This window comes from Streptomyces sp. NPDC047061 (assembly GCF_040643955.1).
Taxonomy (GTDB): Bacteria; Actinomycetota; Actinomycetes; order Streptomycetales; family Streptomycetaceae; genus Streptomyces.
In genome coordinates, this window is record NZ_JBEYVI010000030.1 from 16,919 (window position 1) to 40,280 (window position 23,362).

The following is a 23,362-nucleotide window of genomic DNA, read 5'->3' on the forward strand; positions in this document are numbered from 1 at the left end:
GCGTCCAGTCGCCCGGGACAAGGGCGAGCCGGCCGACACACTGATCTCCGATCCGGAATCCGGGCGGCCCGGCGCGCCCGTCCCGCCGACCCTGCTGTCCCAGAACAGCGGCGTCCTCCTCGGCCGCGGGAGGTTCCGCGCCTCCTTCGCCGGTGAACTGCAGGGGGCCCGAGCGCAGTTCACGGCCGAGCGCGTCGTGCCGCGGTCGTCCAAGTCCCGGGCGGCCACTCCGTCCACGTCTCACCGCCCGACGCGGTGGTCGACCTGATCAAGCGGGCTGCCACCGCCTCCTGGTCCACGACCCGGATGCGCCGCGCCCCGCATCGTAAGTCCAGCATGGAGGAAGTAATGCGAGTCTCCCGGTTCACCCTCCGCAGCAAGTCCGCCGTCGCCGCCGGCGCTGCCGTCCTCGGCGCCGCGGTTCTGACCCCGTCCGCCTCTGCCTCGGTCTCGGGGCCGGCCTCGACCTCGGCCTCGCAGCAGAGATCGTCTTCCGGCTCCGCCGTCAAGCCGACCGTCGTTCTCGTACACGGCGCCTGGGCGGACGGATCCGGCTGGAACGGAGTCGCCAAGCGTCTGCAGCACGACGGGTATCCGGTCATCGCCCCGGCCAACCCGCTGCGCGGCGTGGCCAACGACTCGGCCTACATCTCCAGCGTGCTGAAGTCGATCACGGGCCCGATCATCCTGGTCGGGCACTCCTACGGCGGCACCGTCATCACCAACGCCGCGGCCGGCAACACGAACGTCAAGGCCCTCGTCTACATCGCGGCGTTCGTCCCCGACAAGGGAGAGCTGCAGGGCGACCTGCTCAACAAGTTCCCCGGCAGCGAGATCCCGGACGCGCTCAACCCGGTGCCGTACTCGACCGCCGACGGAACCACCGGAACCGACCTGTACCTGAAGCCCGACAAGTTCCGCAGCGCCTTCGCCGGTGACCTGCCCGAGTCCACCACCCGTCTGATGCAGGCCGAGCAGCGCCCGTTCACCGCGGCGGGATTCGACGAGCCGACCACAGCCGCCGCCTGGCACGACATCCCGTCCTTCGGTCTCGTCGCCGGCGCCGACAAGGCGATCCCGCCGGCCCTCCAGCGTTACGAGTACGAGCGGGCCGGCGCCAAGGCCGTGGTGGAGGTCCCCGGCGCCTCCCACGTCGTCTTCATCAGCCGCCCGGGCATCACGACCCGTCTCATCGAGCGGGCGGACGCCGCCACCCGCTGACGGGTCCAGGAGCTTCGGTGTCACCCGACTCAGAAAGAAGAGTTCACCATGTCATCGGATTTCGTCCGCTATTCGCCGGAGATCGAGACCTTCGATCCGATGCTCAACGAGCATCTCACCGAAATTATCGACTACTGGGTGAAGAAGGTCGGTGAATCACCGGAAAAGGAGGGCGGCGGGCGGGCCGTGCGCGGCGCCCATGCGAAGACATTCGGAGTCGTCAGGGCCGAGGTGGAGATCCTGAGCGAGGTCCCCGCGGCCTATGCGCAGGGCATCTACGCGAAGCCCGGCCGGCACGACGCGTTGATCCGGTTCTCCAGTTCCTCGAACCGCCTGGGGCCGGACGCACAGCTCGGACCGGTCGTGGGTTTCGCGATGAAGATGTTCGACGTCGACGGGACCAAGCTGGTGGATGACGAGCCGGACGCGACCACGTTCGACCTCGTACTGAAGAACAGTCCGACTTTCATCGCGAACACGGCGAAGCACTATCTGTTCATCGAGGACATCGGCGACCGGGTCGGTGACTACCTGGCGCAGGGGCGGGCCGGTTTCCACCAGCTCCTGACGGACTACCTCACGGGCAAAGGCACGTTGGAACAGTCGGGCTGGGCGTGGGAGTAGCTGTTCGCCTTCGTGAAGACGGCAGCCGAGACGCCGGTGCGCAATCCGTTGCAGAGTACGTACTGGACGATGGCGTCGGTACGCCACGGCGACTATCTCGCCAAGGTCCGGGTCGCCGCGGTGGCCGAGAACGCCGAGCACGTGATCCATCGGAAGCTCGACCTCGGCAACGGGCCGGACGTGTTCGGTCCGGTCCTGGTGGACGAACTGCGCGCACGTGCCTTCGATTTCGACCTCCAGGTGCAGTTGTGCACGGACTTCAAGGCGATGCCGGTCAACGACACGACGGTGGAATGGCCGGAGAAACTGTCGCCCTTCGTCACGGTCGGACGGGTGCATCTCCCGCGTCAGGACATCACCACGGCCAATCCCGAGCAGGCCGACGCCCTGGCGTTCAACCAATGGCGCGGCACGTCCGACCACCGGCCCTTGGGCGAGATCATGGACGTGCGACGCGTCTATTCGGAGTCGGCCAGGATTCGCCGGGAGATCAATAACCAGCCGCAGCGCGAGCCCGTCAGCGCGGACGAAGTGCTGTCACTGCCGGGCCGGGAATGACGCACTGATCACCGATTTCGTCATCGACGCGGGATGCGCGCGGGCGCATGAAAAGGATGGAAAGGAAGGGTAATGCCGGAATACCTCATCTCCCAGAATGACCCACGCCGGGAGCGACCCGAGCAGATGGCCGCGGTCAAGGCCGCGCACACCTACGACAAGGCGTACGGATTCCCGGTGGCCGCGGGGGCCGACGACGGCAACGGTCCGAGCACGGCCTGGCAGCTCAAGGCCGTCGAGGAGCAGGAGCGGATCCGGCTCAACCTGCTGAACCTCAGGCGCCGGGGCAAGTGGGACTTCGTCAACGAACTCCAGCCGCTGGCGCCCCGCAAGCTGGCCGCGATGGTGCACGACTACGACGTGGCCGGGCTCCTGGACTACTTCATGCCCACGCCCGGCCCGCGCACGGACGCCGACACGGCCAACACGCTGGAGCAGTTCCAGGAGATCTTCACGGTCGTCAAGCCGCCCGGCGTCGTGAGCTGGTGCGAGACCGACGAGTACTTCGCCGAGATGATGGTCGCCGGGCCGGACCCGACGCGGCTGACCCGGCTGGACACGGTGCCCGGCAAGTTCCCGATCACCAGCGAACACCTGCACAGCGTGCCCGAGTTGGCGCACGAGACGCTGGAGTCCGCCCTGGCCGCCGGCCGGGTCTACTGGGTGGACCACGAGCCGATGTCCGTTCTGGACAACGGACATCACTACCAGGACCCCAAGTACATATACAGCCCGATGGTGGCCTTCGCGGTTCCGCGTACGGGCGGCGCGCTCCGGCCCTTCGCCATCCAGTGCGGACAGGACCCGGCCGGGCGCGAGATCTACACGCCCGCCGACGGCTACTCCTGGAAGCTGGCCAAAAACTGTGTGCTGGCCGCGCACAACACGTACCACGGGGTGTTGAGTCATCTCGCCTTCACGCATCTGATCAGCGAGGCCGTGCTGCTGGCCGCGGTGCGCAACCTCGCGGCGGTGCACCCGGTCGCGGTGCTGCTGCGGCGCCACTTCGAGGGCACCATGTCGATCAACAAGCTCGCGGTCGAGGTGCTGATCCAGCCGGGCCGGGCCGTCGAGTACGTGATCGGCTCGGACCTCAAGAGCACCTACCCGTTCATTGCCGAGCACCGGAAGAACTTCTCGTTCACCGGCAACTACCTCCCGGCGAAACTCGCCCGTTCGGGCACCGACAGCCTCAGCGGCCTGCCCCACCACCCGTACCGCGACGACGGCCTGCTCGTGTGGACGGCGATACGGCGGTGGACCGACGAGTTCGTCGACGCGTACTACCGGTCCGACGCCGAGGTCCGCGAAGACCACGAACTCCAGGCCTGGGCGGCCGAGGTGGCTTCACCCGAGTACGGCGCCATCCGCGACTTCGGTGCCGGTGCGGGGACGATCGCCGACCGCACCGACCTCGCCGAGATCCTCACCATGGTGATCTGGACGGCCGGCCCGCAGCACGCCGCGGTCAACTTCACCCAGGAGGAACACCTGAGCTATCTGCCGGCCAACCCGATCGCGGGCTTCACCCAGGAGCCGCGCGGCCGCGACCACACCCTGCAGGACTGGCTCGCCAATCTGCCGCCGCTCGACGTGGCCGTCCAACAGCTCTGCACCATGCGTTTCCTCGGCGTCATCCACGAGACGAAGCTGGGCCACTACGAGGACGACTTCAAGCACACCCCGGTCGCGGACCGGCTGCACGCATTCCAGCAGAACCTCTCCGCCGCCGAGGACGAGATCGTCGGACGCAACCGTCACCGCCCGCACGCCTACGACTATCTGCGGCCGTCGCTGATCCCGAACAGCACGAACATCTGACACGAGCGGCTGACGCGAGCGGCTGACACGAACAGTCGTCACGCGTGACCACCCGCACACCCCCGGGCCCGCACACCCCCGGGCCTGTACGCCCCGAGCCCGCGGTCCGCCGGCCGCTGTCGCCTGCGCCTGAAGTTCGGCTGCGTGTAACCCCTTTCAAGAGGAGAGAACGATGCTTGCCTACCGACTTCTGCAGGCGCAGAAGCAACCGGAGTTCGAGGAGGTGCCCGACCCGCACCCGGGACCGGGCCAGGTGGTCGTCAAGGTCGCCGGTTCCGGCCTCTGCCACACGGACTTCACCGTCATCGGCCGCGACGCGTCCTACTGGCTGGACAGTCCGCCGCCCTTCACCCTCGGGCACGAGGTCGCCGGCTGGGTGGAGGAGGTGGGCAGCGGTGTGACGAACTTCCGCCCGGGCGACGCCGTCGCGATCGACCCGGGCTGGGCGAGCTGCGGGCACTGCCACCTGTGCCGGTCCGGCGAGGAGAACCACTGCCTCTACCAGAAGGGCATACGCGCTCCCGGTGTCGGTTTCGACGGCGGACACGCGCCGTACATCCTCGTCCCGGACGCGCGGTTCCTGGTTCCGATCGGTGACCTGGACCCGGTCCAGGCGGCGCCGCTCACCGATGCGGGTATCACGACGTACGCCGCGATCAAGCCCGCCCTTGCGAAGATCTGGCCGGGCAGCACCGCGGTCGTCATCGGCGCCGGCGGCCTGGGTCTCTACGCGGTCCAGTTCCTGCGCCTGCTGACCGGCGCCCGCGTGGTCGCGGTCGACTCGTCCGAGGCCCGGCTGAAGCTCGCGCGCGAACTGGGGGCCGACGAGGTCTTCGTCAGCGGCCCCGAAGCCGTGAAGCAGATCCGCGAGCTCACCGGCGGGCTCGGCGCGACCTTCGTGCTGGACTGCGTGGGGGTGGACGCGACGCTCGCCCTCGGGGTGGCCCTCCTCTCCTGGCGGGGCAGCCTCACCATGGTCGGGGCCGGCGGCGGCTCGGTTCCCTTCGACTTCTTCAAGATTCCGCCGGGCACCCAGCTGGCGACCAGCTTGAACGGCGGCAGCGTCGCCCTGCAGGAAGTGGTCGGCCTGGCGGCCCTGGGCCGGCTCAAGATCCTGGTGGACCGCTATCCGCTCAGCGAGGCGCAGCAGGCGTACGACGACTTCAAGAACGGACGGCTGGTCGGCCGCGCGGTACTCGTACCCGCGCAGGACTGACCAAGCGCGGAGACATAAGCACCAGACCTCGACCGCACCTCGGACCGAGCCGCGCCGCCCGCGCCTCCGGCCCGCGTGCGGTCGCCTATTTTCACCCCGGCGTCTGCGGGAGGACCGGGTGCAAGACCGACGTCGCCCCCCGTCGGCGCGGGGGTTCCAGCGCGGCCGTCCGCTCGTCGTGTTCACGCAGCAGGTGAGGGACCCGGCGCGGGTCACGGCGGCCTCCGGCCGGGGCCGCCCGGTGGTCGGGGCTCGGGCGCGTCGTCCCTGGGGCACGGCGGCGCCGGGCCCCGATGAGCACCGGAGGCCGGCACGCAAACGTCACGTCCGAATGCCGCCAGCGACCGGACGGCTCCGGCGCGATGATCGTCGACGGCGCAGCGCCCGCCCGCGCGCATCTCGGCGTGGCCCGCAGGCCCGCTCCGGTGCCACAGAGCTACGAAAGACCCTTCATGAACCAGTCCACCCCCGCCGCCGACACCCTGTTCCCCTCTGCCGCACCGGTCGGCCAGGCACCGCACGTACCCGCGACGACCGGTCTGCCCGCGCTCGGCGCACTCGACTGGGCACAGCTGTATGCCCAGTTGAACGAGGAGGGCGTGGCCCTCACCCCGCCGTTGCTGTCCCGCGCGCAGTGCCAGGAGATCATCGACACCTTCGACGAGCCCGGCCTGTTCCGTTCCACGGTCGTCATGCAGCGCTACCAGTTCGGCCGCGGCACCTACAAGTACTACGCCGACCCGGCGACCGTCCCGCTCGTCCAGACCCTGCGCGAGCGGCTGTATCCGCCGATGGCGTGGATGGCCAACCAGTGGGCACCGCAGCTGAACGAACGCACCTTCCCCCACTCGCTGGAGGAGCTGCTGGCCGAGTGCGCGGACAACGGCCAGCACCGCTCCACCCCGCTGATCCTCCAGTACGGCCCCGGCGACTACGCATGCCTGCACCAGGACATCTACGGCGACATCGTCTTCCCGCTGCAGATCGCGATCATGCTCAACCAGCCCGGCGAGGACTTCACCGGCGGCGAGAACGTCTTCGTCGAACAACGGCCCCGGTTCCAGTCCCGCGCGACGGTCGTCAAACCCCGGCTCGGCCAGGGGATGATCTTCCCCGTGCGCCACCGCCCGATCCGCGGGAAGAACGGCTTCCGCCGCCACCCGATGCGCCACGGCACCAACGCCGTCGAGACCGGCCGGCGCACGACTCTCGGCCTCATCTTCCACAACGCCCGCTGAACCGCGGAGCCCCGCGCCCGTCCCTGTGCGGGCGGGCCCACCGGCATTCCGTACCCACGAGAGCGCCCTGCGTCCCGCAGAACGGTGTCCGAATTCCGCCGGACAAGACACCGCACAAGCCGCAAAGTGGATGACATGAACGGCACTGCACAGTCTTCAGGAAAGGACACCGGACCGATGACCGTCTACACGACCATGGACAGCCCGCTGGGTGAACTGCTGCTGGTGGGCGAGGAATCGGCCACCGCCGCGGGCGGCACCGCACTGGCCTCGCTGTCCGTGCCCGGCCAGAAGAACGGCGCCGTCGTCCAGGACGGCTGGACCAGCAAGCCGGAGGCGTTCACCGAGATCGTCGCCCAGCTGCACTCCTACTTCGACGGCAGGCTGACCCGCTTCGACATCGAGTACGTCACGAGCGGCTCGGACTTCCGGCAGCGGGTGTGGACGGCCCTGGAAGCCATCCCGTACGGCACCACCCTCACCTACGGCGACATCGCCGACAGGATCGGCGCCCCGAAGGCCTCGGTGCGAGCCGTGGGCACCGCGATCGGAGCCAACCCGCTGCTGGTCGTCCGTCCCTGCCACCGCGTGATCGGCACCGGTGGCACGCTGACCGGCTACGCCGGCGGCCTGGAGCGCAAGCAGCAGCTCCTGGACCTCGAAAACGTCCACCAGGCCGCCTGAGGAACCGTCACACCGTCACCCCCTGCTGCGCACCGTCCTCCTCCCGACGGCGGAACCGGGGTGGCCCCACCCTCGACGCAAGGAATCCCGATGACCGAGACCACCCGGCTCGCGGACCCGGTCGCCGACCGGGTCGCCCGCAGTGACTGGGCGGCGCTGACCGACGAACTCGACGGGCACGGCAACGCCCTGACCGGGCAGATCCTCACACCCGCCGAGTGCAACGAGATCGCCGCCCTCTACGACGAGCCGGCCCGTTTCCGCACCACCGTGGACATGGCCCGCCACCGCTTCGGCTCCGGCCAGTACCGCTACTTCACCCACGATCTGCCCGACCTGGTGCGGGAGTTGCGCGAGGCGTTCTACCCGCGTCTGCTGCCCGTCGCCCGGGACTGGGCGGCCAGGCTCGGCAAGCCGGCCCCCTGGCCCGACAGCCTGGCGGAGTGGCTTCAGCTGTGCCACGAGGCGGGCCAGGCCAAGTCCGCGCAGATCCTGCTGCGTTACGGTCCCGGCGACTGGAACGCCCTGCACCGCGACGTGTTCGGCGACATGGTCTTCCCCCTCCAGGTCGTCATCGGCCTGGACGCCCCCGGTACGGACTTCACCGGCGGGGAGTTCCTGATGACCGAGCAGCGGCCGCGCGCGCAGTCGCGCGGCTCGGCCACGACCCTGCCGCAGGGCCACGGCCTGGTCTTCACCACCCGCGACCGGCCGGTGGCGACCAGGCGCGGCTGGTCCAACGGGCCGATGCGGCACGGTGTGAGCACCGTCCGCTCCGGGCGCCGCCGCACCCTCGGCATCGTCTTCCACGACGCGGCATGACCCCCGCCCGCCCCGTCGCCGACGAGCCCGGACGCACATACACCCTGCTCGGCCCGGACGGACGGCCCTACCCGAGCCCGACACCGGGAACTCTCGGAGAACACCGCCGCGGACGCCTGTACGGGCGACTGGACTGCCCGTCCGCGCTGCGGGCCATCGCCCGCGGCCACTACGTCGGGCACCGGGTGTTCTTCGCCGACGAGACCACCGCGATCGCCGCCGGATACCGGCCCTGCGCCGTGTGCCTCCCTGCCGAGTACGCCCGCTGGAAAGCGAACCGAGAAGGCATCACCACCTCATGAACTCCCCCACCGAGCAGCACGACAGTCCCCGTTCACTCCTGATCGATGCGGCCGACCTCGCCGCGTACGCAGGCCGGCTGCCCGCGCCCCAGCCGCACACCGAAGCCGAACTCGCCACGCTCATCCGACTGTTGACCGGGCCGAAGTCGCAGATCGAGACGGTCGCGATCGGGCACGGCCGCGACGACGCCTCCCGCGCCGCGGCCCGGGCGTTCGCGCGCGCGTGGACGGCCCGGGGCGGACAGGTGCTCACGGTGGTCGACTGGCCGGAGACGGCCGCCTCCTGGCTGCGCCCGGCGAGGCGCCTGACCGCCGAAACCCCGGACGCGTGGGTGATCGCCGCCGCTGTGCTGGGCTTCGCGCAGCTCGCGCGCCGCCTGCGCCGGTCCACGGACTTCGACCCGGCCCGCACCGTCGCGTTCTCCTCGCCGAACACCCCCCTCCTGACCGCGCTCGCCGGCCCCGACACCCTGAGCGGGCTGCGCGGGGCGAGCGCCGACGGCGGCGTCTGGGAGGTACGCGGGGCGTGGGTCACCTCCTACCCGCCGTCGGGGGTGACCGCGTGAGCGCGCTGATTCCCCGGCCCGCCATGGAGATCGCGCCCGGCGCGGTGCACGTGCCGGGCTGGCTCGCCCTCGACGAGCAGCGAGAGCTTGTCGCCGCCTGCCGCGCCTGGGCCGGCGGCCCGGTCCCCATCCGGCGCACCCGGCTGCCGCGCGGCGGCGTCATGTCCGTGCAGACGGTGTGCATCGGCTGGCACTGGCAGCCCTACCGCTACACCCGCACCGCCGACGACGTGAACGGTGAACAGGTCGCCCCCTTCCCCGACTGGATGGTGCTGCTCGGACGCCGCGCCCTGCGCGAGGCGTACGGCGACCAGCGCACGGCGGACGGCTACACCCCGGACACCGCGCTGATCAACTTCTACGACGGGCAGGCCCGCCTCGGCATGCACCAGGACAAGGACGAGCGCTCCTCCGCACCCGTCGTGTCCCTGTCCATCGGCGACACGTGCGTCTTCCGCGTCGGCAACACGCGGACCCGCACCAGGCCGTACACCGACATCGAACTCGCCTCCGGAGACCTGTTCGTCTTCGGCGGCCCCTCCCGCTACGTCCACCACGGCGTCCCCAGGGTCCACGCAGGCACCGCCGACCCCGCCTGCGGCCTGGACTCCGGCCGCCTGAACATCACGATGCGAGTCACCGGCCTCACCGATGCCGGCGAGACGCGGTGCCCGCCGTGACCGCCGACCCCGGTCAAGGACGCAGGTCGCCCTTCAGGGAGCAGTGACCCGACAACCTGCTGCCCTCCCCCGACGGGATGCCGTCGTGACAGCGAAGCGCAGGTGCCACGGTCGGAAGAACAGCAGCCGGTCGCAGCCTCCTACCGCGCCGAGACGTCCGTTCGCCGCCTGTCCTGTTTGAAGGGGAGCGCGGTCACCGTCGCCCTGATCTCCCGCTGCGCGGTCCCCGGCCTTCCCCACAGGACCACCACGTCCGTGCCGGGGGCCGCATGGGTCCGGTCGAGCACGGCGAGGGAGATGGTCGACCGCAGGTTCACGCTGACCGTCCTGCCGGTGGAGACACCCACGCGTCGGCCGGCGGCGAGGACCTGGTCGAAGACCGGACCGCGGCCGCGCGGGACTTCCATCGGGTCGGGAAGGTCGCCGGCACCGAGCGGCGAGGCGAGGATGGCGGCGACGTCCTCGGTGTTCCAGCGCAGGCCCATGAGGGTGCGCTGCGGCTCCCCCTTGGCGGCGTCGGCCGCCAGGGCGTCCCGGCCCAGGAAGTCGCGGTCGGGAACGCCCTTGCGAAAGCCCCAGCCGAGTTCGCCGGGCTTGCGGAAGTAGTCCGTGATGCCGTTGTCCGGTACGAAGCTGCCGCCGGGCCTTCCCCTGCGGAACTGACGCGGTGTGCCAGGCGTAAGTATCGAGGCAGGGAGGTAGTCCAGGCCGTTCGTGGCGATGCCCGCCTCGATGTGCTGCACCGGCTGTGAGCGCAGGCCCAGTTGGCGGATCCCGAACTGCCCTCCGGCGGCGACGGTGGCCGACCAGATCTCGTTGGCGTGCCCGGCGGGTCCGTGGAGTTCGTAGCCGAGCTCGCCCGAGATGCCCGTCCGCAGCACCCGTACCGGGACTCCGGCGACCGCGGCCGTCCGGCTGCGGCTGAAGGCGATGTCGCGCAGGCTCTCCCCCGTCAGCTTCTCCAGCGTGTCCAGGGAGGCGGGACCCTGGACGCCGAAGATGAAGCGCCCGGGGCTGACGTCCTCGGCCTCCGCGTCCCAACTCCCCTGACTCAGTTGCCAGATCAGCCAGTCGCCGCTGCCGGCCGTATAGAGGAACTCCTCCTCGGCCAGACGGCACAGGATTCCCTCCGACGCCACCCAGCCGTGCTCGTCGAGCTGGACGTGATGCTTGATCTGCCCCTTCTCGAAGCGGGTCAGGTCCCTCATGCCGAGCCGGGCCAGGAAGTCCAGCGCCTGGCTCCCGCGGACCACGACCTTGTGGAGGCTGGACCAGTCGCCGAGGTAGCAGGAGGTGACGTGCGCGCCGCACTCCTCGACCCAGTCGGTGTATTCGAGGGGCAGCAGGGTCTGGGCGAAGTGACCGAAGGAGCCGAGGGCGTTGCTCTCGTCCTGGGCTGCGGCGGCCGGGCTGAAGTACGCCGGCCGCTGGGCGACGAAGGGGGCGTCCTTCAGTCGCAGCACCTCTTCGTAGGTGGCGCGTTGGGTCTCGGCAGTGTCCACGGTGATCCTCCTGCTCATGCTCATGGGCTCTCGGCTGCTCCGGGTACGCCACGGGGGCGGTACGGGCGTGGCGCGCGGGCGGGTGCCGGACACGACCGCCTCGGCGAGGGGCGGAACGTCCGGAGCAGCTGAATCGTGAAGGCGTTCGTTCGGTCGTCCGGTGACGAGGAGGCGTCCGGGTCACGAGACCGGACCGCGTGACCGGACCAGGCACCCGGATCACGCAACTAGATCGTTTAAGTTGCACGCTAGCAGACGATCGCGGCTCCGGGGACGGTGGTGACGTACATCGTTTCGGGGGCCGCGGCAGGTCGGGCGGCGGCAGGCGCGGCGGGCGCGATCACGGCGAGGCCGGTCACGCCGCCGCGTGATCACACCGACCCGCGGACCACGATCCGGCCCGGCACGGGTGCCAGCCCCCCGGCGTCGATGCCCAGGGCGTTGCGGGCGGCGATCCGGCCCAGGATCTCGGCGTCGATGTGGACGGTGGTGAGCGCGGGCGTGGACAGGGCACCGTACTCGATCTCGTCGAAGCCGATCACGGCCACGTGCTCGGGCACCCGCAGGTCGAGGTCGCGCAGGGCGGTCAGCGCCCGCAGCGCGATGTCGTCGTCGAAGGCGGCCAGGGCGGTGACCTCGGAGTGGACCGCCAGGAACGACCGGACGGCGATCGCGCCCGCCTCCCGGGGCCGCGGCACGACGAAACGCTCCAGGGGCGGCAGGCCGAGCCGCCGGGCGGCCTCCCGGGCGAATCCGAGCCGGGCCTCCGTCAGCGGGAAGTCGTGGTCGGGCAGGGCCATCGCGATCCGGGTGTGACCGCGTTCGGCGAGGTAGCCGATCTGCAGGGCCGCGTTGAAGGCGAAACCGCTCTCCCAGTCCTCCTCCACGGGCCCGTGTCCCCGCATGTAGGCCTCGCCGAGCCGCAGCACCGCGCGCGGCGCGATGGTGTCCAGGACCTTCTGCGTGGCCTCCGGGATCGCGTGGCCGTGCCGGACCAGGAGGATGTGGTCGTGCTCGGCCAGCTCCTCGTCCAGGCCCCGGACGTAGCTGCGGGAGAAGTTGCCCTCCATGCCCCAGTCGACGTTGAGCACGACGATGCGCGAGGACCCCTCGCGCAGGGCGCGGGCGATGCCGTGCGGGACGTAGCCCAGGTCCCGGGCGGCCTCCATGACCCGCTCCCGGGTCGCGGTGGAGATCGTCTGCCGGGGATCGTCGTTCAGCACGAAGCTCACGGTCGCCCGCGACACCCCGGACGCCTTCGCCACGTCGGTCAGCGTCACCCGGCCCGAACGCCCCATGCCGGCACTCTCCCTCTCGGTCGACGGAGTCGTCCCCGGTCGACCTCTTCGGCCGGCTGCCTCGGCGAAAGAACGCGTCCGGGCTCTAGAACGATTAAGCATCCGGCGCTACTCTACGCCACTAGATCGTTTCAGCGTTGTCTCCGGACCGCCGTACGCCGGGCCGGCCGACCTGTCGTGCTCCGAGCCGGGCCGGTCGGTGCCCGAGGCGATGGCCAGCAGTCGGCGTGCCTTCAACTCGGTCTCCTGCCATTCCCGTTCGGGTTCCGACCCCCAGGTGATGCCCGCGCCGGTGCCGAACCTGAGGAGCCCTTGGGCGCGGTCGAACCAGAAGGTGCGGATACCGACGGCCAGTTCGCCGCGGCCGCGGTCGGCGTCGACCCAGCCGATGCCACCGCAGTACGGGCCACGTGGCGAGGTCTCCAACGCCTCGATGATCCGCAGGGCGCGTTCCTTGGGCGCCCCCGTGACCGAGCCGGGCGGGAAGCTCGCCGCGAGCAGCCCGGGCCAGCCCACGCCGTCGCGCAGGCGCCCGCGCACCGTGGAGACGAGGTGGACCAGCCCCGGATGCCTCTCCACGGCGCACAGGGCGGCCACGGTGACGGAGCCGGGGACGCAGACCCGGCCGAGGTCGTTGCGGACCAGGTCGACGATCATCACGTTCTCGGCGTGGTCCTTCTCCTGCAGGTCGGCCTCGGTGCGGCCGGTGCCCTTGATGGGGCCCGACGCCACCTCCCGGCCGACGCGGCGCAGGAAGAGTTCCGGGGAGGCGGTGGCCACCTCCACCCCGTGCCGCGGGAGGCGGACGACGCCCGCGTACGGTGCGGGGTTGTGCCGGCTCAGCAGCCCCGCCAGCCCCACGGTGTCCGCGTCCGGCGCCACCGGCGCGGACAGCACCCGGCAGAGGTTGGCCTGGTAGACCTCGCCGGCGGCGATGTGCTCACGGACGCGGGTCACTCCCTTCGTGTAGGCGTCCCGGTCGAGCGAGGTGGCCCAGGCGTCGGGACGGGGTCCGCACCACGGTGTCGCGGGGACGACACGTCGGTGGTCGATCCGCCGTACGTCGCGAAAACGGGCGCAGGTCAGGCGCCCCTCGAAGTCGGCGACGACGGCCCAGAACCCCGCGGAGTCCAGGGCCGAGGGATCACTGGTGACGTCGACGAGCCCGGTGGCGAGGTGTCCGCCGAGGAGGGCGAGGGGAGGGAAACGAGTCATGAAACGCCTCCTGCCTGCTGCGGGGACGGCGCGGCAGCGCCCTTCAGGGCCACTGGCGGTGCCCCCGGCCGAAGACTGGGGGAGGAACTGCGCGACCGGCCCCCATCGGCCCGCACGGCCCGCACAGCCCGCAGTCGCACAACGACCCATCGCGCCCCTGAGGAAGCGCTCACGCCGCGACGGTCTCGCGTTCGGCGCCCCACCGGGCGGCGCGCAGTGTGTTGACCAGCAGCATGGCGATGGTCATGGGGCCCACGCCGCCGGGGACGGGGGTGATGCGGCCTGCGATGCCGTCGAGTTCGGCGGAGCGGACGTCGCCGGTCAGGCCGGCGGGTGTGCGGTGGATGCCGACGTCGACGACGACGGCGCCGGGCCGGACGTGTTCGGGGCCGACGAGTCCGCGGACACCGGTGGCGACCACCACGATGTCGGCGGGCCGGGTGACGGCCGCAAGGTCGGTGGTGTGCTCGTGGGCGACGGACACGGTCGCCCCGCGCCGCAGCAGTAGCTGGGTCAGGGGTCTGCCGACGAGTTCGCCCCAGCCGACGACCGCGACCCGGACGCCCTGGAGGGCGATGCCCTCGGTGTCGAGGAGCTCGATGACACCACTGGGGGTGCAGGGGCGCAGCCCGCGCTCCCCTCGGGCAAGGCGCCCGAGGCTGGCGGTGGTGAGACCGTCGACGTCCTTGGTGACGGGGATACGGTCGATCAGTGCGGCCGCGTCCAGGTGTGCGGGGAGCGGAAGTTGGAGGAGGATGCCGGAGACCTCCGGTGTGGCGGCCAGTTCGTCGATGACGGTGGCCACGTGGTCGTGGGTGGCGTGTGCGGGCAGCTGTCGGTGGAAGTCGCGCATGCCGACCTCCCTGATGGCACGTCGTTTCGCGGCGACGTACACCGCGCTGGCCGGGTCGTCGCCGACCAGGATGGTCGCGAGCCCGGGGACCGGTCCCGGACCGGCCGCCGCGGCGACCTCCTCGGCGACTTCGGCCCGGATGCGCCGGGCGATTCCGCTGCCGTCGATCGTGGTTGTCATGGTGGCGAACCGCTTTCTGTTCGTGAGGAACGATTCGCCCGGGTGAGAGGGGTGTGGTGCTGCGTGCGGTCGGTGTGACCGCGGCTGTACGGCGCCGTGGCCCGGCCGGCCGCCGGTCGTCACAGGTGGCCGGCCGGGTCACAGGGGATGGCGCACGACAAGACCGCCTTTCCCTGCACCGGGCGGTAGTTGTGCCGCGAGCTGTTGTTCCGTCTCGTCAGGCGAAGACGATGGTGTGGTTGCCGTCGCGGACGACCCGGTCCTCGGCGTGCCACAGCACTGCCCGTGACAGCACCGCCCGCTCCACGTCGGCGCCGCGGCGGGTGAGGTCGGCGGCGGTGTGGGCATGGGTGACGCGGACGACGTCCTGTTCGATGATCGGGCCCTCGTCGAGGTCCTCGGTGACGTAGTGCGCGGTGGCCCCCACCAGCTTCACCCCGCGGCTCTTGGCCTTGGCGTACGGTCCCGCACCGATGAACGCGGGCAGGAAGGAGTGGTGGATGTTGATGATCGGCACCCCGACCCGCTCGATGAAGTCGCCGGAGATGATCTGCATGTAGCGGGCCAGGACGACGAAGTCGACATTGCCCTGGAGGAGCCGCAGGTGTTCGGCCTCCGCCGCCGACTTGTCCGCACCCTGGCACGGCACGTGGAAGAAGGGGATGCCGAACGACCGCACCTCCTCCGCCACATCGGGGTGGTTGGAGATCACCATGGCGACGGTGACGGGGAGTTGTCCCTGACGGTGCCGCCAGAGCAGGTCGAGCAGACAGTGGTCGGACTTCGAGGCGAAGATCGCGACCCGTTTGGGCACGGAGAGGTCGCGGAGCGTGTACGTCAGTCCGAAGCCGTTCACCAGCCGTTCGTCCAGGTCCGCCCGCAGGGCGGGCAGCGCGGCCTGCAGGCCGTCCAGTCCGAAGACGGTGCGCTGGAAGAAGGCACCGCCCTGCGGATTGTCGGAGTACTGGTCGAGGGAGACGATGTTCGCGCCGTGCCCGCTGAGGACCGACGCCACGGCGGCGACGATGCCGGTGGCGTCGGCGCCCTGCACGATCAGCGCGGCCTGCTGGGCGGCGGTCCCGCTCGTGGTGGTGCGGGCCGGGGCGTCCTGCGTGAGGGTCATGCCGCACTGTCCTTCCGGAACCGGGCGGCCCACTCGGAAGTGGCGCTTAGCCCGCCGAACGTATAGAAGTGGATCTTCAACTCGCCGTGCCGGTCCGGGTCGTGGGCCGCGTCGAGAGCACGCAGGAAGCGGTCGGGACCCGCCGTGCCCATGAGGTTGGTGAGCGAGAACCCGTACTTCCTGACCACGGAGGCGCTGGTCCCGACGCCGAACCGGGAGGCGTACGTCATCAGCCGCTTGATGCCCGCCGGTCCGGGCACCCCGATCCTGATCGGCAGCGCGACGCCCTGGCTCCGTACCTCTTCCACCCAGGCCAGCACCGGGTCGACGTCGAAGCCGAACTGGGTGATGATGCCGCCCTGGAGGGGCTGGGCGGCGAGGGCGGTGTGCTTGTCCCGCAGCGCCGACCAGAGCGCGCCGGCGTCGATGGCCGGGTGGCCCTCCGGGTAGCCGGTGATGCCGACGTCCTGGACGCCGTACTCCTGCAGCAGGCCCGTGTCGATCAGGGAGAGGGAGTCGGCGTAGGGCCCCTCGGGGACGGCGGGGTCGCCGCCGACGAGGAACACGCTGTCCGAGGTGCCGTCGGCCCTGAGTCCGGCCAGGAACCGCTCGAAGTCGCCGCGCGATCCGAGGCGGCGGGCGGATATGTGCGGTACGGGCACGAAGCCGAGCCGCTTGACCGCGCGGGCGGCCGCCAGCCGCAGCTCCAGGTCCTCGTTGCCGAGGAAGGTGACGTTGATCCGGGTGCCCTGCGGAATGGTGTCGCGGGCCTCCTCCAGTTTCGGGACGTCCTTCCCGGTCATCTCCAGGGAGAAGTCGTCGAGCAGCGACGTTCTGGCCGCCGCGCGTACCGTGCTCACGGGATTCATCTCTTTCGCCTCGCTCGTCGTACGGCCGTCGTCAGCGGTCGCGGCGGTAGAGGGTCCGCGCGTGCTCGTCGAACGGGGAGGGCTGGACGGTGGCCCTGATCCGGGGGAAGCCCAGGTCGGCCTCGGGGTCGGTGCCGGCGCCGGGGTGCTCGCCCCAGACCACCTCGACCCGGGTGCCCGGTACGGCGTGCTCGGCGTCGACCAGGGTCTGCGCCAGCACGGTCCCGACCGGGTCGATCGACGCGCTCTGCATGGTCATGCCGGCCAGGCCCGCGTCCGTCTCCACCCGGTGGCGCGCGTAGGAGAGCACGAAGCCGGGATCCTCGCCGCCGCCCAGGACGGTACGCACGTCGTCCGGGTCGAGGACGAGGGTGACCTTGCTGCGCAGCGGGCCGTCCTTCGCCTTCAGCAGGGCGTCCCGGCCGAGGAAGTCGTGGCTGAAGTGGATCAGCTTTCCGTAGCCGAGCTCGTACGGGGAGACGTAGTAGTCCTCGATGTCCCGCGAGAAGTAGCTGCCGTTGAGGGGGCGCTTGCCCTCGATGCCGAACAGCGGGAGCCAGGCACGGTACTCAGCGAGGCCGGCATCGGTGTAGATGCCGGGCACCGGCGAGGGGATCCAGCCGCTCTCCACGCTCGGCGTGGCGTACGCCAGCGCGCCGACCTGGACCAGACCCAGCGGCTCGCCCGCCTTCAGGAACGCCTCGTGGACGTGGGCCGCGTGCTCCCACGGGCCGATGAACTCGTAGCCGGCCTGTCCTGCCATGCCGTGGCGCAGAGCCTCGAAGGATCGGCCTTCGAGGGTGACGGGGGTGGCGTGGAAGAACTTCGTCTCCGGCAGCGGGCCGCCGAAGACCTTCTCGATCAGCTCGATCGCCAGGGGGCCCTGGATCTGGTAGCGGAACAGCTTCGGGTCGCCGCCGCCCGGGCGGAAGGCGGAGGACGCGTCGGTCTCGAAGGCGACGTCGTAGCCGCCTTTCTCCGCGTGGTACCGCACCCAGTGCTGGGCCGCGGGGATACCGCTGAGCAGGTACTTGTTCTCGGCATGCCGGGCGAGGATGCCGTCGGTGACGATGCGTCCGTCGCGGGTCACCGGCACGTACTGCTTGGCCTGGCCGATCGCGAACTTCTCGAAGTTGTTGACGCCGTGGTCGGCCAGCACCCGTGTGGCGTCCGGGCCTTCGATCCACATGTCGTACATGTGGTGCGAGAGGTTGAGGAGGGCCACGCCCTCGTGCCAGGCGGCCTGCTCCTGCCGCCAGCCGGAGTACTCGCGCGCGACGACCTCGGGGGTCCACGGTTCTGCGTCCGGCTGCCACAGCAGCTCGACGGGGGATCCGGCCTTGTCGATGCCGTCCTGGAGGGAGGGGACTGCCATTGCGGCTCCTTCGTTGCTTGTGGTGGTGGTTGCCTGTGGCGGTGATGTCGGTGATCTGTCCCGCGAGTACTAAATCGATCTAGTGGACCATAGGGGCCATCAACTCAAGGACCCCTAAGGCGAGTTGTGACACTAAGACGATCTGGCGAAAGCCACGGAGCACCTTCGCCCGTGGTCCAGGTAGGCGGACGCCACGCGCACCGCGTCGAGGCCCGCGCGGACATCGTGGACCCGTACGCAGTACGCGCCCGCCACGGCGGCCAGCCCGGACACGACGGCCGTGGCCATGTCCCGTTCCGCGGGCGGCACTTCACCGGCGCCCCCGCTCGCGAGAGCGGCACCGATGAACCTCTTTCTCGAAGCACCGACGAGCACGGGACGCCCGAGCCGGCACAGCGACCCCAGGCCGGCCAGCAGCGCCCAGTCGTGCTCGGGACGCTTGGCGAAGCCCAGGCCGGGATCGAGGACGACGCGGTCCGGGTCGAGACCCTGCTCCGCCAACCGCCAAAGCCGCTGGGCGAGTTCGGCGGTGACCTCGGAGACGACATCGCGGTAGTCCGCGTGGCGGTCCATGTCCCGGCTCGGCGCCCGCCAGTGCATGGCGACGTACGGCACGCCCGCCGCGGCGACGGTTCGCGCCATGGCCGGGTCGGCCAGGCCACCGCTGACGTCGTTGACCAGGCACGCCCCCGCCTCGACCGCGGCCCTGGCGACGGGGGCGTGCATCGTGTCGACGCTCGGACGGACGCCGGCGCGGGCGAGTTCCCGCACCACCGGCACGGTCCGGGCCAGTTCCTCGTCCAGGCCCACGGGCCGTGCTCCGGGCCGGGTGGACTCACCGCCCACGTCCACGATGTCCGCACCCTGGGCGGCGAGTTCAAGACCCCGGTCGATCGCGCGCCGGCTGTCCGCGTACAGGCCGCCGTCGGAGAAGGAGTCCGGCGTGACGTTGAGGATGCCCATGACCAGACATCGGCCCGGACCCGGCAGCCCCTTCACCTCGGACACCCTTCCGGACCGCCCGACCGGGGCGGTTCGTTCCATGGTTGACATCAGTGGCAACCCCCTTGGTCCCGCGTCCCGCCGCGGGAGAGGAACAGGAGAACTAAATCGATTAGGTAGCCGACAGTACAGGAGAGATGCTTAATCGTTCTAGTCCTTGAGTGTCGTCGCCTTCGGCGGCACGGGGACGACCGTCGGGCCCCTGGGTACGGGCTCTCGGGGCCCTTCGGCGTTACGGACAGATCGAGACGGGTCGGGGCAGGTCAGTGCTTGTCGCTCGCGAAGGGCCTGCGGGAGATGGTGGCGCGGATCGTGGTCTGGGAGTGCCGTTCGACCGTCGGGTTGGCGGAGCCGCCGTCCGGTTCGCCCCACACCACGTTGACCTCGCGGCCGTAGCCGATCTCGTCCGCGTCGATCATGCAGACGGAGATCCAGCCGCGGACGTTGGACGAGTAACTGCACAGCGTGGACAGGCCGATCAGGTTGCCGTCGACGCTCTCGATACGGTCGAAGTGCGAGGCCGAGTAGAACGCGGCGGGCATCTCGATGTACTTGAACCGCCGGTCGCCCTGCTCGTACATGCTGGCGAAGACGCGGGCGACGTCGTCACGGTGCCAGGACAGCCACACCTTCCTGCGGTGCTTGCGCCCGCGCATCCGCTCCAGGGCCTCGCGGCCGACGAAGTCGTGGTCGAACTTGAGGATGTGGCCGTAGCCAAGGTCGTAGGGAGTGACGTAGTAGTCCTCCACCTTGTCCGGGGTGTAGCTGCCACCGGTGGAGAGGTTCGCCTCGAAGGAGCGCGCGCCGAGCCACTCGCGGAACGGCCGCATGCTCTCGCCCGAGTAGACCGCGGGCACGGTGGAGGCGATCCAGCCGGACTCGGTGGCCACGGAGGCGTAGGCCCGGCCGCCGACCTGGCGGATCCCGTACGGCTCGCCCGCCTCCAGGATCGTGTCGCGGATGCCGTCGAGGTCGGCGTAGGGGCCGAAGAACTCCAGGCCGGGGAAGCCGCTCATGCGGTGGTTGAGGGCGGTGGTCTCGTACTTGCCGATGTGGAAGCGGCCCATGGTGAAGAAGGGGATGCCCGGCATGGGGCCGCCGTTGACCTCCTCGAAGATGCGGGCGGCGTGCGGGCCCTGCAGCTGGAGGCGGTAGAACTCGCGGCCGTTCGGGTTCTGCGCGGTGCGCTCGTCGCGGCGCAGGGTGACGTCGTAGCCGCCGGTCTCGCCGTGGAACTGGACCCAGTTGAGGGCCGGCGGCCGGCCGACGAGCCGGACCACGTGGTCGGCGAGGCAGAAGAGGATGCAGTCGCCGATCTGGTAGCCGTCGTGGTTGACCGCGATGAACTGCTTGGCCTGCATGGGGCCGAAGCCCTCGAAGCTGTTCGCGCCGAGCGCGGCCAGCAGGCGGTAGCAGTCGGGGCCCTCCACCGTGAGGTCGGTCATGTGGTGGGAGAGGTCCATCAGCGCCGCGCTGTTGCGCCAGCTCTCCTGCTCGTCACGCCAGTTGGTGAACTCGGCGCGGATCGGGAAGGGGTACGCCCCCGACCGGCCGCCGCGCAGCAGCGCCAGCGGGCCGCCGGCCTCGCCTATCTGGTCCTCGAGTTGTGCCATTGCTTCCTCCATGTCGTGCCTGTGCGGCTGCGGATGCGGATACGGATGCCGCGCCGGTGAGCGGGAGAGGGGAACGCGAAATCAGGGGAGGGATGTCGCCGGTACGGCCGGGCGAGTGCGCGCGGTGAACGCCTTCGGCTCCGCGTACCGCGGGGGCGTCGAGCGGGAGCGGCCCCGATCGACGACGATACCGTACTGTACGGTACCGTTATGAGTCGTCAACAGGTAAGAGGAACAACAAGGCAAGCAGAGCAGGGGGCCCCGGCGGCGGCCCCTACGATGGCGACCGTGCCGAGAACGAGATCCGCGGAGCGCCGAAACCTGATCCTGCGCGCAGCCGGCGAGCTGTTCATCGCCAAGGGCTACTCACGCGTCACGATGGAGGACGTCCTGACGGAGGTAGGCGGCTCCAAGGGGACGCTCTACCGGCACTTCGCGGACAAGGCCGCGCTGTTCCAGGCCTCGGTGGAAGCCCTGTGCGACGAGTGGTCGAAGCCGGTGCACACCTTCACTCCCCCCGGCACCGACCTCACCGAGACCCTGACGGCCCTGGGGGGACACTTCGCCGCCCTGGTCCTCACGCCTGAGGCCATCGCCCTGCACCGGCTGGTCACCTCGGAGGCGGAGCGCATGCCGGAGGTGGGCCGGGCCTTCTTCGAGCACGGTCCGTCGGCCGGCCAGGCCGTGCTGGCCAAGTACCTGCGGCAGGCGCGCGACGCCGGCGAGATCGAGCTCGCCACCGACCCCGTCCGTGCCGCGGCGCAGCTCTACCAGGCGATGCTGGGCGACGCCCAGATGCGCCTGCTGACCAACTCCCCGCACAAGCCGGACGACGCGGAGGTCCGGGAGAGCATCGCCGTCGCGGTACGCGTGTTCCTGCACGGCACGGCCACGGCGCCCGCCGCCGGCGACACGGAGGACCCCGTCCCGGCGATCCGGACGTGAGGGCGCCCGGGCCGTGGACGGCTCGTACGCAAGGAGACCGATCGTCACCTTAGGTTGCGCTACGCGCTCTCCCCCCTCCGGCTGGAATCGGACCAGCATCCCGTCCAGTGATCGCGGTCGCCGCGCGCCGCGCCAGGACGACGGGTGGGTCGGGTCCCGCGTGTCCTCCTCCGGCCGCCCCCACCGCGTCCTGCCCAGCCCAGCACAGCACGGAGGAGCCGCCCGCCATGTGCCAGAACCACCAGCCGACACAGGACCAGGCAAGCAACCCGCCGTCCGACGAGACGCGGCAGACGTCCCGCAGAACGCTGCTGGGCGCAGTGGCCGCCTCGGCCGTCGCCGCCGCCCCGCTGCTCACCGCGGCACCCGCCGCTGCCGCATCCGCATCCGCCGCTCCCCTGTCGCTCGTACTGCTCGGCACCAACAGCGGACCACCGCCCCTCGCGGACCGGTACGGCATCTCGTCGGCCCTTGTCGTCAACGGCAGGACGTATGTCGTCGACTGCGGCCGCGGAGCGGTGAGCCAGTACCTGCGCGCGGGACTGTCCATGCCCTCCCTGACCGGGATCTTCCTCACCCACCTGCACGCCGACCACATCGTCGACTACTACGCCTTCCCCCTGCTGGCCGCCGGGGCGTCGGGCGCGCAGGGGTTCCGGACACCCGTGTCCGTGTACGGCCCCGGCCCCGCCGGAGTCCCGTCCACGGTGGCCGGCGCCCCCGGCCCCGTGCCGGGCACCGTCGAGATGACGAGGCTGGCCGGTCAGGCGTACGCCGCCGCTCCCACCTTCTTCATGACCGAGCACATCGGCATCGACCCGGCCACCCTGCTGGACGTCCGTGACGTCCTGCCGCCGTCCGCGGCGGGCGCCTCGGCCACGAACACCGCGCCCGTCATGCGGCCGTTCACCGTCATGGAGAACGACGACGTCAAGGTCAGCGCGGTCCTCGTGCCGCACGGCGCGGTGTTCCCCGCCTACGCCTACCGCTTCGACACCGACCACGGCAGCGTCGTCTTCTCCGGCGACACCGCGCTCACCCCCAACATCGTCACGCTGGCCCGGGGAGCGGACGTACTGGTCCACGAGGCCCTGTACCCCGCCGGCCTCGCGGCTCTTGGCCTGCCGCAGTCCCTCATCGACCACATCCTGGCCACGCACACCGACGTGGCCGAACTCGGCCGGATCGCCTCCGAGTCCGGTGTCGGCGCCCTGGTCGCCACCCACCTCGGCCCGGGAAACCCGGCCGCCGTGTCCGACGCGACCTGGCGACGCCTGCTCCACGACAGCGCCGACCGCGCCCGCTACGGCGGCCGTGTGGTCCTGGGGACAGACCTGCTCCACGTCCCGATCGGCAGGGGGAGGGCGCGCCGGGGTCAGGGGTTGTCCGGCGGATCGGGTCGGTTGTGACGCCGGTTCTTCCCGGCCGGGCCGGGCGGGAGCGATGGGGCCGCCCCCGCGCGAGGTCGTTCGAGCAGGGCAGAACCGGCCTGCAAGGTTCCCATTGTCGTATTGCCCGCCCAGCCGCCCTCGCTGTACCTGGTACGTCCGCCCCGAGACGACCGCAGCCCTTCCGGGCACGGCGCGCAGACAGGGCCGCAAGGCAATACCTTGATCACTGAGACCTACATCACGCTCCGTTTTGGTGTCACACCT

Annotated in this window: 22 protein-coding genes; 13 read left to right on the plus strand and 9 right to left on the minus strand. The window is 70.8% G+C overall.

The window, feature by feature from the left end; translation table 11 throughout:
* The first annotated feature begins 348 nt into the window (after window positions 1–348).
* The 11 genes from ABZ887_RS33950 to ABZ887_RS34000 all read left to right on the plus strand — a co-directional run bounded on the left by ABZ887_RS33950 (window position 349) and on the right by ABZ887_RS34000 (window position 9,732).
* A complete protein-coding gene (locus ABZ887_RS33950; protein WP_361297945.1) occupies window positions 349–1,221 on the plus strand; it encodes an alpha/beta hydrolase in 873 nt (290 codons plus the stop codon).
* Between the two features lie 48 nt (window positions 1,222–1,269).
* Window positions 1,270–1,845, plus strand: coding sequence for a hypothetical protein (locus tag ABZ887_RS33955; protein ID WP_361297948.1), 576 nt, complete (start codon window positions 1,270–1,272; stop codon window positions 1,843–1,845).
* Window positions 1,846–1,857: 12 nt separating this feature from the next.
* Entirely contained in the window at window positions 1,858–2,403 is a 546-nt protein-coding gene (locus tag ABZ887_RS33960; RefSeq protein ID WP_361297951.1) for a hypothetical protein, read from the plus strand.
* Between the two features lie 72 nt (window positions 2,404–2,475).
* Window positions 2,476–4,224 carry a lipoxygenase family protein gene (locus ABZ887_RS33965; protein WP_361297954.1) on the plus strand — a complete coding sequence of 583 codons (1,749 nt, stop codon included), beginning with the start codon at window positions 2,476–2,478 and terminating at the stop codon, window positions 4,222–4,224.
* A 172-nt stretch (window positions 4,225–4,396) separates the two neighbouring features.
* Window positions 4,397–5,440, plus strand: coding sequence for an NAD(P)-dependent alcohol dehydrogenase (locus ABZ887_RS33970; protein WP_361297957.1), 1,044 nt, complete (start codon window positions 4,397–4,399; stop codon window positions 5,438–5,440).
* 452 nt (window positions 5,441–5,892) lie between these two features.
* A complete protein-coding gene (locus ABZ887_RS33975) occupies window positions 5,893–6,678 on the plus strand; it encodes a 2OG-Fe(II) oxygenase (RefSeq protein ID WP_361297960.1) in 786 nt (261 codons plus the stop codon).
* A 177-nt stretch (window positions 6,679–6,855) separates the two neighbouring features.
* On the plus strand, window positions 6,856–7,362 hold the full coding sequence (locus ABZ887_RS33980; protein ID WP_361297963.1) for a methylated-DNA--[protein]-cysteine S-methyltransferase: 507 nt from the start codon (window positions 6,856–6,858) through the stop codon (window positions 7,360–7,362).
* Window positions 7,363–7,452: 90 nt separating this feature from the next.
* Window positions 7,453–8,184 carry a 2OG-Fe(II) oxygenase gene (locus ABZ887_RS33985; protein ID WP_361297965.1) on the plus strand — a complete coding sequence of 244 codons (732 nt, stop codon included), beginning with the start codon at window positions 7,453–7,455 and terminating at the stop codon, window positions 8,182–8,184.
* Window positions 8,181–8,486, plus strand: coding sequence for a metal-binding protein (locus tag ABZ887_RS33990; protein ID WP_361297968.1), 306 nt, complete (start codon window positions 8,181–8,183; stop codon window positions 8,484–8,486). The genes ABZ887_RS33985 and ABZ887_RS33990 overlap by 4 nt, the downstream gene beginning before the upstream one ends.
* Window positions 8,483–9,052, plus strand: a complete 570-nt coding sequence (locus ABZ887_RS33995) for a hypothetical protein (RefSeq protein WP_361297971.1) — start codon at window positions 8,483–8,485, stop codon at window positions 9,050–9,052. The genes ABZ887_RS33990 and ABZ887_RS33995 overlap by 4 nt, the downstream gene beginning before the upstream one ends.
* Window positions 9,049–9,732: an alpha-ketoglutarate-dependent dioxygenase AlkB gene (locus ABZ887_RS34000; RefSeq protein ID WP_361297974.1), complete on the plus strand. Its 684-nt coding sequence runs from the start codon at window positions 9,049–9,051 to the stop codon at window positions 9,730–9,732. Before ABZ887_RS33995 ends, ABZ887_RS34000 begins: the two co-directional genes overlap by 4 nt.
* Before the next feature lie 140 nt (window positions 9,733–9,872).
* Here ABZ887_RS34000 and ABZ887_RS34005 read toward each other — a convergent pair whose 3' ends face one another.
* From ABZ887_RS34005 to ABZ887_RS34045, 9 genes are all read right to left on the minus strand, one after another.
* Window positions 9,873–11,234: an aminomethyl transferase family protein gene (locus tag ABZ887_RS34005; protein ID WP_361297977.1), complete on the minus strand. Its 1,362-nt coding sequence runs from the start codon at window positions 11,232–11,234 to the stop codon at window positions 9,873–9,875.
* 371 nt (window positions 11,235–11,605) lie between these two features.
* Window positions 11,606–12,532 carry a LacI family DNA-binding transcriptional regulator gene (locus ABZ887_RS34010; protein WP_361297980.1) on the minus strand — a complete coding sequence of 309 codons (927 nt, stop codon included), beginning with the start codon at window positions 12,530–12,532 and terminating at the stop codon, window positions 11,606–11,608.
* Window positions 12,533–12,640: 108 nt separating this feature from the next.
* Window positions 12,641–13,747 carry a chorismate-binding protein gene (locus ABZ887_RS34015; RefSeq protein WP_361297983.1) on the minus strand — a complete coding sequence of 369 codons (1,107 nt, stop codon included), beginning with the start codon at window positions 13,745–13,747 and terminating at the stop codon, window positions 12,641–12,643.
* 169 nt (window positions 13,748–13,916) lie between these two features.
* Window positions 13,917–14,780 (minus strand): bifunctional 5,10-methylenetetrahydrofolate dehydrogenase/5,10-methenyltetrahydrofolate cyclohydrolase, encoded by an 864-nt coding sequence (locus tag ABZ887_RS34020; protein ID WP_361297986.1) that lies wholly within the window; start codon window positions 14,778–14,780, stop codon window positions 13,917–13,919.
* A 217-nt stretch (window positions 14,781–14,997) separates the two neighbouring features.
* Window positions 14,998–15,903 (minus strand): formyltetrahydrofolate deformylase, encoded by a 906-nt coding sequence (gene purU / locus ABZ887_RS34025; protein WP_361297989.1) that lies wholly within the window; start codon window positions 15,901–15,903, stop codon window positions 14,998–15,000.
* Window positions 15,900–16,772 (minus strand): methylenetetrahydrofolate reductase, encoded by an 873-nt coding sequence (locus ABZ887_RS34030; RefSeq protein WP_361297992.1) that lies wholly within the window; start codon window positions 16,770–16,772, stop codon window positions 15,900–15,902. The genes purU and ABZ887_RS34030 overlap by 4 nt, the downstream gene beginning before the upstream one ends.
* 31 nt (window positions 16,773–16,803) lie before the next feature.
* Window positions 16,804–18,147, minus strand: coding sequence for an aminomethyl transferase family protein (locus ABZ887_RS34035; RefSeq protein WP_361297995.1), 1,344 nt, complete (start codon window positions 18,145–18,147; stop codon window positions 16,804–16,806).
* 132 nt (window positions 18,148–18,279) lie between these two features.
* A complete protein-coding gene (folP, locus tag ABZ887_RS34040) occupies window positions 18,280–19,191 on the minus strand; it encodes a dihydropteroate synthase (RefSeq protein WP_361297998.1) in 912 nt (303 codons plus the stop codon).
* 221 nt (window positions 19,192–19,412) lie between these two features.
* The gene (locus ABZ887_RS34045) at window positions 19,413–20,762 is read right to left on the minus strand and encodes an aminomethyl transferase family protein (protein ID WP_361298001.1); all 1,350 of its coding nucleotides are present in this window, start codon (window positions 20,760–20,762) and stop codon (window positions 19,413–19,415) included.
* Window positions 20,763–21,050: 288 nt separating this feature from the next.
* Here ABZ887_RS34045 and ABZ887_RS34050 point away from each other — a divergent pair, with 288 nt between their 5' ends.
* A complete protein-coding gene (locus tag ABZ887_RS34050; protein ID WP_361298004.1) occupies window positions 21,051–21,707 on the plus strand; it encodes a TetR/AcrR family transcriptional regulator in 657 nt (218 codons plus the stop codon).
* Between the two features lie 227 nt (window positions 21,708–21,934).
* The gene (locus ABZ887_RS34055; RefSeq protein WP_361298007.1) at window positions 21,935–23,116 is read left to right on the plus strand and encodes an MBL fold metallo-hydrolase; all 1,182 of its coding nucleotides are present in this window, start codon (window positions 21,935–21,937) and stop codon (window positions 23,114–23,116) included.
* Window positions 23,117–23,362 lie beyond the last annotated feature (246 nt).

What these genes read in the sequence shown, in the direction of transcription:
- ABZ887_RS34030 (WP_361297992.1), bottom strand. Translation starts at nt 16,772, where the DNA reads ATGAATCCCGTGAGCACGGTACGCGCGGCGGCCAGAACGTCGCTGCTC.
- ABZ887_RS34015 (WP_361297983.1), bottom strand. Translation starts at nt 13,747, where the DNA reads ATGACTCGTTTCCCTCCCCTCGCCCTCCTCGGCGGACACCTCGCCACC.
- ABZ887_RS33955 (WP_361297948.1), top strand. Translation starts at nt 1,270, where the DNA reads ATGTCATCGGATTTCGTCCGCTATTCGCCGGAGATCGAGACCTTCGAT.
- ABZ887_RS33985 (WP_361297965.1), top strand. Translation starts at nt 7,453, where the DNA reads ATGACCGAGACCACCCGGCTCGCGGACCCGGTCGCCGACCGGGTCGCC.
- ABZ887_RS33970 (WP_361297957.1), top strand. Translation starts at nt 4,397, where the DNA reads ATGCTTGCCTACCGACTTCTGCAGGCGCAGAAGCAACCGGAGTTCGAG.
- ABZ887_RS33965 (WP_361297954.1), top strand. Translation starts at nt 2,476, where the DNA reads ATGCCGGAATACCTCATCTCCCAGAATGACCCACGCCGGGAGCGACCC.
- ABZ887_RS34010 (WP_361297980.1), bottom strand. Translation starts at nt 12,532, where the DNA reads ATGGGGCGTTCGGGCCGGGTGACGCTGACCGACGTGGCGAAGGCGTCC.
- ABZ887_RS34020 (WP_361297986.1), bottom strand. Translation starts at nt 14,780, where the DNA reads ATGACAACCACGATCGACGGCAGCGGAATCGCCCGGCGCATCCGGGCC.
- ABZ887_RS34045 (WP_361298001.1), bottom strand. Translation starts at nt 20,762, where the DNA reads ATGGCACAACTCGAGGACCAGATAGGCGAGGCCGGCGGCCCGCTGGCG.
- purU (WP_361297989.1), bottom strand. Translation starts at nt 15,903, where the DNA reads ATGACCCTCACGCAGGACGCCCCGGCCCGCACCACCACGAGCGGGACC.
- ABZ887_RS33975 (WP_361297960.1), top strand. Translation starts at nt 5,893, where the DNA reads ATGAACCAGTCCACCCCCGCCGCCGACACCCTGTTCCCCTCTGCCGCA.
- ABZ887_RS33950 (WP_361297945.1), top strand. Translation starts at nt 349, where the DNA reads ATGCGAGTCTCCCGGTTCACCCTCCGCAGCAAGTCCGCCGTCGCCGCC.
- ABZ887_RS34055 (WP_361298007.1), top strand. Translation starts at nt 21,935, where the DNA reads ATGTGCCAGAACCACCAGCCGACACAGGACCAGGCAAGCAACCCGCCG.
- ABZ887_RS33980 (WP_361297963.1), top strand. Translation starts at nt 6,856, where the DNA reads ATGACCGTCTACACGACCATGGACAGCCCGCTGGGTGAACTGCTGCTG.
- ABZ887_RS33995 (WP_361297971.1), top strand. Translation starts at nt 8,483, where the DNA reads ATGAACTCCCCCACCGAGCAGCACGACAGTCCCCGTTCACTCCTGATC.
- ABZ887_RS33990 (WP_361297968.1), top strand. Translation starts at nt 8,181, where the DNA reads ATGACCCCCGCCCGCCCCGTCGCCGACGAGCCCGGACGCACATACACC.
- folP (WP_361297998.1), bottom strand. Translation starts at nt 19,191, where the DNA reads ATGGAACGAACCGCCCCGGTCGGGCGGTCCGGAAGGGTGTCCGAGGTG.
- ABZ887_RS34035 (WP_361297995.1), bottom strand. Translation starts at nt 18,147, where the DNA reads ATGGCAGTCCCCTCCCTCCAGGACGGCATCGACAAGGCCGGATCCCCC.